Below are 8,812 nucleotides of genomic sequence, written 5' to 3'. Positions count from 1 at the left end.
GGGGTACTGATATTGCAATCTCCCAGAGGAATCAAACCGGCCCTCAGCGGAGGATCCGCAGGGCCGGGACTTTCTTACACGGACTGTTCTGCCTGCAACCGCTCGATGAAGGCCTGGACGGACATGCTGCCCAGATCTTCGCCAGAGCGCGTACGCACGGCCACGGCGCCATTTTCCTTCTCACGGTCGCCGACCACCAGCAGGTACGGGACCCGCTGCAGCGTATGCTCGCGAATCTTATATCCGATCTTCTCGTTGCGCAAATCGGCGTTTGCCCGGAAGCCTTGATCTGCAAGGGTTTTCCTCACCTGGCTTACGTATTCAGCCTGGGCGTCGGTGATATTGGCCACCACCACCTGGGTCGGGGCCAGCCAGGAGGGGAACGCCCCGGCATGGTGCTCGATCAGGATGCCGATGAAACGCTCCATCGAGCCCACGATGGCCCGGTGCAGCATGACCGGGTGCTTCTTCTGGCTGTTTTCGTCCACGTACTCGGCGCCGAGGCGGCCGGGCATCATGAAATCGACCTGCATGGTGCCCAGCTGCCAGGTACGGCCGATGGCGTCCTTGAGGTGGTACTCGATCTTCGGGCCGTAGAAGGCGCCCTCGCCCGGCAGCTCCTGCCATTCCACGCCGCAGCTGCCCAGCGCCGCGCGCAGCGCGCCCTCGGCCTTGTCCCAGGTGGCGTCATCGCCCAGGCGCTGTTCCGGGCGCAGCGCGATCTTGATCTGGATGTCCTCGAAGCCGAAGGTCGTGTAGACCGCCAGCGCCTGCTGGTGGAACGCCGTCACTTCCGCCTCGATCTGCGACTCGGTGCAGAACACGTGGCCATCGTCCTGGGTGAAGCCGCGCACACGCAGGATGCCGTGCAGCGCGCCGGACGGCTCGTTGCGGTGGCACGAACCGAACTCGCCATAGCGGATCGGCAGGTCGCGGTAGCTGTGCAGGCCCTGGTTGAACACCTGGATGTGGCCCGGGCAGTTCATCGGCTTCAGCGCGTAGGTGCCCTTCTCCGATTCGGTGAAGAACATGTTGTCCTTGAAGTTGTCCCAGTGCCCGGACTGCTTCCACAGCGCCACGTCCAGCACCTGCGGGCAGCGCACTTCGCCGTAGCCGGTCTTGCGGTACACGCCCCGCATGTACTGCTCCACCACCTGCCATAGCGCCCAGCCCTTGGGGTGCCAGAACACCATGCCCGGCGCCTCTTCCTGCAGGTGGAACAGTTCCTGCTGCTTGCCAATGCGGCGGTGGTCGCGCATTTCGGCTTCTTCGATGCGCTTGATGTAGGACTCCAGCTGCTTCTTGTCGGCCCACGCGGTGCCGTAGATGCGCTGCAGCTGCTCGTTCTTGGCATCACCGCGCCAGTAGGCACCGGAAATGCGGGTCAGCTTGAAAGCCTTCAGGAAGCGCGTGTTGGGCACGTGCGGGCCGCGGCACATGTCCACGTATTCCTGGTGGTAGTACATGCCCATGGCCTGGATGTCCGGCGACATGTCGTCGATCAGGCGCAGCTTGTAGTCCTCGCCACGCGCCTTGAAGATCTCGATGACCTCCGCGCGCGGGGTGACCTTCTTGATGACGTCGTAGTCCTGCGCGATCAGCTCGCCCATGCGCTTTTCGACGGCGGCCATGTCCTCCGGCGTGAACGGGCGCTCGGAGTAGATGTCGTAGTAGAAGCCTTCGGCGATGACCGGGCCAATCACCATCTTGACGTCCGGGTACAGCTGCTTGACCGCGTGGCCGACCAGGTGGGCGGCGGAGTGACGGATGATCTCCACGCCCTCCTCGTCCTTGGCGGTGATGATGCGCAGGGTCGCATCGCGATCGATCATGTCGCTGGCATCGACCAGCACGCCATCGACCGAACCGGCGATGGTGGCCTTGGCCAGGCCGGCGCCGATCGACTGGGCGACGTCCATGACACTGACGGGGTTTTCGAACTCACGGCGGCTGCCGTCGGGGAGCGTGATCGCGATCATGACTGGACTTTTTCTGGTGGGCCTGCAACGCAGGCCGGGGAGACGAATTCGGGAAGGTGGGCAACGAGGCGTGGCYGGTCGGCCATAAAAAAAGCGCCACGAAGGCGCCTGCAAGGGGCCGTCGGGAGCATTCAGCGGTGGGCGATGGTAGTGCTCATGTCGCACGCTGGACCGGCGCTGGGCGCGGGCCACCTTGTTGCCTTGATGTGGATGCCCATGATCTTAAACCAAACATCGGGTTTTTGCTCCACGCACTGGATCCAGCGCGCCTGAACGCCAGCCTGTGGCGGACGAAAACCGCAATGATTACCATCTGCGGATTGCCGCTCTGACCCGGCAATGCTTCCTCCCCCAAGGATCTGCCATGTGTTCCGCCGTCCGTTCGATGGGCTCTCCGTGTTGAGCGGCAACGCCCTGGCCCTGCTTTACTGCGCCGTGGCCACCGCCGCATCGGCCTTCTCGGCACTGGCCTTCTACGCGGCTTCGCCGCACTGCCGCTGGCCGCGACTGCGTCGTGCCGGGCGCCTGGGCCGGCAGATCGGGCTGATCGCGTCAGCCACCTCGCTGTGGTTGTGGATGGGCCAGTTGGGCCTGGCGACCGGGCTGTGCGTGACGCTGGCCGGCTGGATGCTCACCGCGCTGGTGCTGCCCTACCTGGCCGCGTGGACAGGTCCGGAACGTGAGGCGCGGCGCTGATGTGGGCACGTGCGCTGGCCGGGCTGGTGGCCGGTTTCTTCGTCGCTGCCGCCGCGGCCGGGCTGGTGGTGTGGCTGCCGTCGGGCCCGTGGCAGGCAGCCATCGTGCCCAGCCTGATCGCCTTCATTCCGTTCTGGATGCTGGCGGCGTTGTGGGCGTTTGCGTTCCGCACCGGCCTGCGCGCCTGGATCTGGCTGGGGGGCACCGCGCTGGCCGGCTTGGCGCTGCTGTGGTTGCTGCGCGTCAATCACTGGGTGGTATGAGGGTGTCCCGATGAAATTCAGCTCGCTCACCCTGCGCACGTTCACCACGGTGCACACCTGGGTCGGCCTGGTCGCCGGCTTCGCGCTGTTCGTGGCGTTCTATGCCGGTGCGATTACCGTGTTCCACCACGACCTGCCGTTGTGGCAATCGCCGCATGCCATGGAGCAGCCGGCGCAGACGCTGGATGATGCCCAGCGTCTGCTGGACGGCGTGCTGGCCCGGCACCCGGAGGCGCGCAAGCACATCGGCATGACYTTCCCCGGTGCCGAGACGCCGCAGGCGGTGGCCTACTGGCAGGATGCCAAGGGCACTTGGCTGTTCGCCTGGGCCGACCAGTACGACGGCAGCCCGACCCCACCGCAGGCGGGGTTGGCCGAGCTGGTCAACGAACTGCACTACACGCTGGGACTGCCGGTGGCCGGCATTTACCTGATGGGGGTGGTCAGCCTGCTCTACGGGCTGGCATTGCTCTCCGGGCTGGTGATTCACCTGCCCAAGCTGGTGGGCGACCTGTTCGCGCTGCGGCCGGGCCGCAACCTCAAGCAGATGTGGCAGGACGCGCACAACGTGATCGGGGTGCTGAGCCTGCCCTTCCACCTGCTGTTCGCGGTCACCGGTGCGCTGCTGTGCCTGGTGTTCCTGCAGATGGCCGCGCTCAATCCCCTGATCTACGACGGCAAGCTGATGGCGGCCCTGCCGGCGGCGATGGATACCGCGCCAATCCGCGCCCCGGCTGGCGAGACGGTGCGCTCCGGCAGCCTGGGCATGCTGTACGCGCGCGCGATCGCGGTGGCCCGTGACCAGGGTCAGAAGCGCTTCGAGCCGGCGTACCTGAAGCTGGCCAATGCCGGCGATGCCAACGCGGTGATCGAGATCACCGGCGATGGCGGGGTCTCGCTGGGTCCGCTGGGTGCGGTGGCACTGGATGCCAACACCGGCGAGGTGCTGCACACCCAGTTACCGGGCAGGCGCGATGCCAACCACGCCACCCTGGCCGCTGCCTATGCGCTGCATTTCGGCGAGTACGGCAACGCGCTGGTGCCGTGGCTGTACTTCGCGCTGGGACTGGGCGGTGCATTTCTGTTCTATTCGGGCAACCTGCTGTGGATCGAGTCGCGCCGCAAGCGTCGCCAGCAGGTGCAGGGACGTGCGCAGATCAACATGGCGCGGGCCACCGTCGGGGTGTGCATCGGCCTGTGCGTGGCGGTCTCGGCCGCGTTCGTCAGTGTGCAGGCGCTGGAGTATCTGGCCCCGGCCCACGCCGACGCCGGCATGCGCTGGACCTGCTTCCTGGTCTGGGGCGGCTGCGCCTTGTGGGCGGCCCTGCGTGCGCCGTGGCAGGCCGTACGCGAACTGCTGTGGGCAGCGGCGATCACCACCGCGTTGATTCCGCTTGTCCACGGCGCGATGAGTGGGCTGTGGCTGTGGACCAGCGCGCAGCACGGCTACGGGCCGCTGTTCTGGGTGGACGGGGTGGCGCTGGCGATGGCGATCGGGTTCGCGGCCATGGCCCGGGCGAGCAGCCGCCGGGCGATCCACGGCGAACCGAACAGCGTGTGGTCGCGCCCGACGGAGCAGGCGGCGCGCTGATCCAGTGCGCGCGGGCAGCCGCGCGCATCGGAAAGCCCCGGCGTATCACGCTTTCAGAATTCTTCAGCCGCGTTTCCAGCACTTCAGACGCTGCTCGGGCCTAGTCGGTTCCTCATCCCGAGGAACCTCACCCATGCACCGCACCCTACCCCGTTTGGTCCCCCTGATCCTGTCGCTGGCCACCGCCCTGCCCGTCGCGGCCCTCGCGGCGTCGCCAGCGTTGGACGCATCCCGGATCGCCGCCCTCGAAGCGGCCATCGCCAGTGACGACATCAAGCAGGTCACCAGCGTGCTGCTGACGGTGGACGGCAAGATCGCCTACGAAGGCTATTTCAATGGCGGCAGCGTCGAGATGCTCAATGACGTGCGCTCGGCCAGCAAGAGCGTCACCGCCCTGATGGTCGGCGCGGCGATTGGCGACGGCAGCCTGCCCGGCGTCCAGGCCAAGGTCTATGACTACTTCCCCGAGTTCACCGCGCGGCATCCGGTCGATCCGCGCCTGCGCGCCACCACCGTGGAAGACCTGCTGACCATGAGCAGCCTGTGGGAGTGTGACGACCAGAACGCGTTKTCTGCCGGCAACGAGGAGCGCATGTATGTCACCGAGAAGTGGCTGGACTTCGCCCTGTCGCTGCCGGTCAAGGGCTTCGCGCCGTGGATGACCCGGCCTGAGGACAGCCCGCACGGCCGCGCGCATGCCTACTGCACAGCCAACTCGTTCGTGCTCGGTGCGGTGCTTGAGCGTGCCACGAAGATGCCGCTGGCCGACTACGCGGCCAAGGTGCTGGAACGTCCGCTCGGCATTTCAGCCAGCCAGTGGAACCGTTCCCCGGAGGGCATCGGCATGGGCGGCGGCGGCACCCGTTACCGCAGCCGCGATCTGGCGCGGCTGGGCGAACTGGTGCGCGACGGTGGCCGCTGGCAGGGCCGGCAGCTGGTCCCGGCCAACTACGTGCAGGCGATGGTCAGCGCGCAGGCGCGCACCGACGATGGCAGCGATTACGGTTACCAGTGGTGGGGCCTCAAACTGCCGGTCGACGGTGGCGAACAGACCGTCTGGACGATGTCCGGCAATGGCGGCAACTATGTGTTCGTGATGCCGGAAAAGAAGCTGGTGGCGGTCATCACCAGCCGCGCCTACAACCGCAGCTACGCCCATCCGCAATCGCGGCGCATCCTCACCGAGTTCCTGCTGCCCGCGCTGCGCTGAAACCGCCCAGGTCGTCGGGACGCCACGGGGCCGCCAGCACCTGCGCACGCTGTGCGGCCACGTCGGCATCGATTCTGGCCAATAGCTGCGGCCATCCTGCCGCATCGTGCAGGGGCGCGAACAGCGGCGTGGCACGCAGCCAGGCGGCATCACGGAAGCCTGCATCCACGGCGCGATGCAGGTCGGCCAGGGCGGCGACGGCGTCGCCCTGGGCCTGGTGCAGCAGCGCACGTTCCAGCGCGGTGTCCGACCAGCCATCGTCAGCCTGCCCGTGCAGTGCACGCAGGCGCGCGGCGATCCAGTCGGGCGTGGCCGCTTCGACGCCGTGCAGCCCGGCCAGCGTCTGCCCCATCGACTGCTGTGGACGCAGTTGGCGGCTGCGCTCGAAGGCCTGCGCGGCACCCGCGCGGTCATCTTCCAGCAACCGCATTTCGCCCTGCAGCCGCAGCAGTTCAGGATGCGGGGTGCCGCGCGCCAGGGCCTGCTCCAGGACCGCGCCCGCCCTGCCCGGCTCACCCATGGCCAGCAGCGTGCGGGGCCAGGCGATGTTGGCGAACACGTTATCCGGATACAGCTGGAAATTGCGCTCGTGGCGGCGTGCGGCGGCCTCCTTGAAGCCGAGCAGTTCCAGTTCGCGCGCCACCTGCACATCCAGGAAGCGGATCCGTTCGGGCGCACGCAAGGCGAGGTTGTTCTGCAGCGCCAGCGCGAGGTGGCCCTGCTCCTGGTGCAGATAGGCCAGCGAGGCGCGGGTGCGCTCGTCGTCCGGGTCGCGCTGCAGCGCCTGCTGGTAATCGGCGATCGCCTGCGGCATTGCCCCGAGGCAGTCATGCGCATATCCGCGCGCGGCGTACGCGGCGGCATCGTCCGGTGCTGCCTGAAGCGCCTGCCCGGCCAGCACCAGCGCTTCTTCCGCACGCTCGCGGCTGCCATTGAACAGGCAGGCATCGGCGGCAAGCGCACGGGCCAGGCCGCGACGGGCGACCCGCGAATCCGGGTCGATCTGCAACGCCTGCCGATACAGCGCAATGGCGCGCGTGTTGTTGCTGGCCTGTCCGATACCGGCGTAATAGGTGGCGCGCTCCAGCACCGGGTCGGCCGGCGAGGTCGGCGCGCGCGTGGGCCATGCCAGGATGACCACGCCCGCCGCGACGAGGGCGGCCATCGCTGCGGTGGGCCATATCCAACGACGTGTCCGCGAGGGTCCGATGGCGGTGGCCTCGGGGCGTATCGGCTGCAACGGCGCGCACAGCTGATAGCCCCGCCCGCGCACCGAGCGCACATAGCGTGGCTGACGGCCGTCATCGCCCAGCGCCTGTCGCAACAGCTTCACCCGTTGACTGATCGCATCCTCACCAACCACCGCCGGTGCCCACACCTGCGCGGCCAGCGTGTCGAAGTCCACCACCGCATCGCCGTGGGCGAGCAGGCAGTCCAGCAGGCGCCAGCTGAGCCCGGTGACCGGCAGGACCACGCCGTCGCGTCGCACCTGTTGCAGGGTGCGATCGATATCCAGGTCCAGCAGGCGAACAGTCTCCATGCCGGCAAGCATAGGGCACCGCAGACCGTGCCGGATGTGGCCGATTGCACCCCATCACCGCCCAGTCGCCACGGCGCAGCTACAGTGCCTTGCCCCTTCTCGCCCGCGCCGCCATGACCGACCTGCACATCGACCGCCTCGACCACCTTGTCCTGACCGTGGCCGACATCGCCACCGCCTGCGACTTCTACCAGCGCGTGCTGGGCATGGAGGTCATCGACGTTGGTGCGGGGCGCAAGGCCCTGCGTTTCGGGATGCAGAAGATCAACCTGCATGCGCACGGCAAGGAGTTCGAGCCCAAGGCCGATCGCCCCACGCCGGGCGCGGCGGACCTGTGCCTGATCACTTACGCGACGATGGAGGAGATCCTCGCGCACCTGGATGCGCAGGGCGTGGTCGTGGAAGAAGGACCGGTGCAGCGCACTGGCGCGACCGGTCCGATCCTGTCCGTGTACGTCCGCGACCCCGACGCCAACCTGATCGAGGTCGCGCGTTACCTGGACTGAGGCAGGAACGGCGCGGACATGGCCTGCAACAGGCTGCCCTGCGCATCATCGCCGGTCAGTTCCCAGGTGAACACGCCGCGCAGCTGCGCCTGCTTGGCGTACGCCGCGCGCACACCGATCGAGGTCGGGTCTTCGTAGCTGATGAAGATGCGCTCGGCCGGGTTGTACAGCCATGGCGTCTGCGCCACCGGGTGCCAATGCCGCTGCCAGCCCGGCTGGTCGAGGAAGTCGCTGCGGATGCGCCGCCAGTCGCCGGCATCGAACGGCGCGCTATAAGGCTGGTACAGCCCCTCACCCGCGTCGGTGGTGACACGGAAACCGCGCCCGTAGAACGGCACGCCCAGCACCAGCTTGTCGGCGGGTACACCGTGCTGCTGGTAGTACTGCACCGCGCCTTCGACGTTGTTCCAGCGGCGCAGCGCCGGGTCCATCGGATCGGTCGGCACTTCCCGCAAGGGCGCGTTGAAAGTGGACACCTTGGAGAAGCCGGTGCCCATGTCATAGCTCATCAGATTGATGAAATCGAGCGCGCTGGCGAGTGCCTTCACGTCATAGCTGAGCGCCGGGTCATAAGGGCCGTCGGTCTGCACGCGACCGGCCGGCAGCGCGGCCGTGAGCAGCAGTGACTGCGCGCGCGGCTTGCCGACCGCATCGAGCTGACGGCGGAACTCCTGCACCAGCAGGGTCATGTTGCGGCGGTCTTCCGGGCGGTGGGCGATGTCGGCTGGACCGCCAGACATCGGAAATTCCCAGTCGATATCCACGCCGTCGAAACTGCCGCGATGGCGTTCGAAGAACAGCGCCACACAGGAGGCCACGAAGCGCGTGCGGCTGTCGGCGGTCAGCGCGGCATCGGAGAAACCACCGGCGTTCCAGCCGCCGATGGAGATAAGCGTGTGCAGCTTGGGGTGCGCACGCTTGAGCGTGGCCAGTGCCCTGAAGTGCGCCTCGGCCTGTGATCCGACCACGCACTGCCCCTGCTCGATGGTGGCAAACGCGTAGAACAGGTGGGTCAGCGTGTCGGCCG

The 8,812-nt window shown here is 67.5% G+C and carries 8 protein-coding genes; 5 read left to right on the top strand and 3 right to left on the bottom strand.

Features of this window, described 5'->3' with window-relative positions; genetic code table 11:
- Positions 1-74: 74 nt before the first annotated feature.
- Positions 75-1,979 carry a threonine--tRNA ligase gene (thrS, locus tag AC1DQP_RS12265; protein ID WP_478051689.1) on the bottom strand — a complete coding sequence of 635 codons (1,905 nt, stop codon included), beginning with the start codon at positions 1,977-1,979 and terminating at the stop codon, positions 75-77.
- A 366-nt stretch (positions 1,980-2,345) separates the two neighbouring features.
- Between thrS and AC1DQP_RS12260 the strand changes: the two genes are divergently transcribed.
- From AC1DQP_RS12260 to AC1DQP_RS12245, 4 genes are all read left to right on the top strand, one after another.
- The gene (locus tag AC1DQP_RS12260) at positions 2,346-2,675 is read left to right on the top strand and encodes a hypothetical protein (RefSeq protein WP_256774655.1); all 330 of its coding nucleotides are present in this window, start codon (positions 2,346-2,348) and stop codon (positions 2,673-2,675) included.
- A complete protein-coding gene (locus tag AC1DQP_RS12255) occupies positions 2,675-2,938 on the top strand; it encodes a hypothetical protein (protein WP_256774654.1) in 264 nt (87 codons plus the stop codon). The genes AC1DQP_RS12260 and AC1DQP_RS12255 overlap by 1 nt, the downstream gene beginning before the upstream one ends.
- 10 nt (positions 2,939-2,948) lie before the next feature.
- Complete coding sequence (locus tag AC1DQP_RS12250; protein WP_478051688.1) at positions 2,949-4,529, top strand: PepSY-associated TM helix domain-containing protein; 1,581 nt, start codon at positions 2,949-2,951, stop codon at positions 4,527-4,529.
- A 133-nt stretch (positions 4,530-4,662) separates the two neighbouring features.
- Entirely contained in the window at positions 4,663-5,739 is a 1,077-nt protein-coding gene (locus AC1DQP_RS12245; RefSeq protein WP_478051687.1) for a serine hydrolase domain-containing protein, read from the top strand.
- Here AC1DQP_RS12245 and AC1DQP_RS12240 read toward each other — a convergent pair.
- Entirely contained in the window at positions 5,708-7,279 is a 1,572-nt protein-coding gene (locus tag AC1DQP_RS12240) for a winged helix-turn-helix domain-containing protein (protein WP_478051686.1), read from the bottom strand. The two genes, AC1DQP_RS12245 and AC1DQP_RS12240, sit on opposite strands and share 32 nt — an antisense overlap.
- Before the next feature lie 122 nt (positions 7,280-7,401).
- Here AC1DQP_RS12240 and AC1DQP_RS12235 point away from each other — a divergent pair, with 122 nt between their 5' ends.
- Positions 7,402-7,785 carry a VOC family protein gene (locus AC1DQP_RS12235; RefSeq protein ID WP_478051690.1) on the top strand — a complete coding sequence of 128 codons (384 nt, stop codon included), beginning with the start codon at positions 7,402-7,404 and terminating at the stop codon, positions 7,783-7,785.
- Here AC1DQP_RS12235 and AC1DQP_RS12230 read toward each other — a convergent pair.
- Positions 7,773-8,812: glycoside hydrolase family 18 protein (locus AC1DQP_RS12230; RefSeq protein WP_478051685.1), on the bottom strand; the 1,040-nt coding region annotated here is incomplete at its 5' end. The two genes, AC1DQP_RS12235 and AC1DQP_RS12230, sit on opposite strands and share 13 nt — an antisense overlap.

This window comes from Stenotrophomonas sp. P5_A8 (genome assembly GCF_056400545.1).
This window is presented reverse-complemented; position numbering and strand designations above follow the sequence as displayed.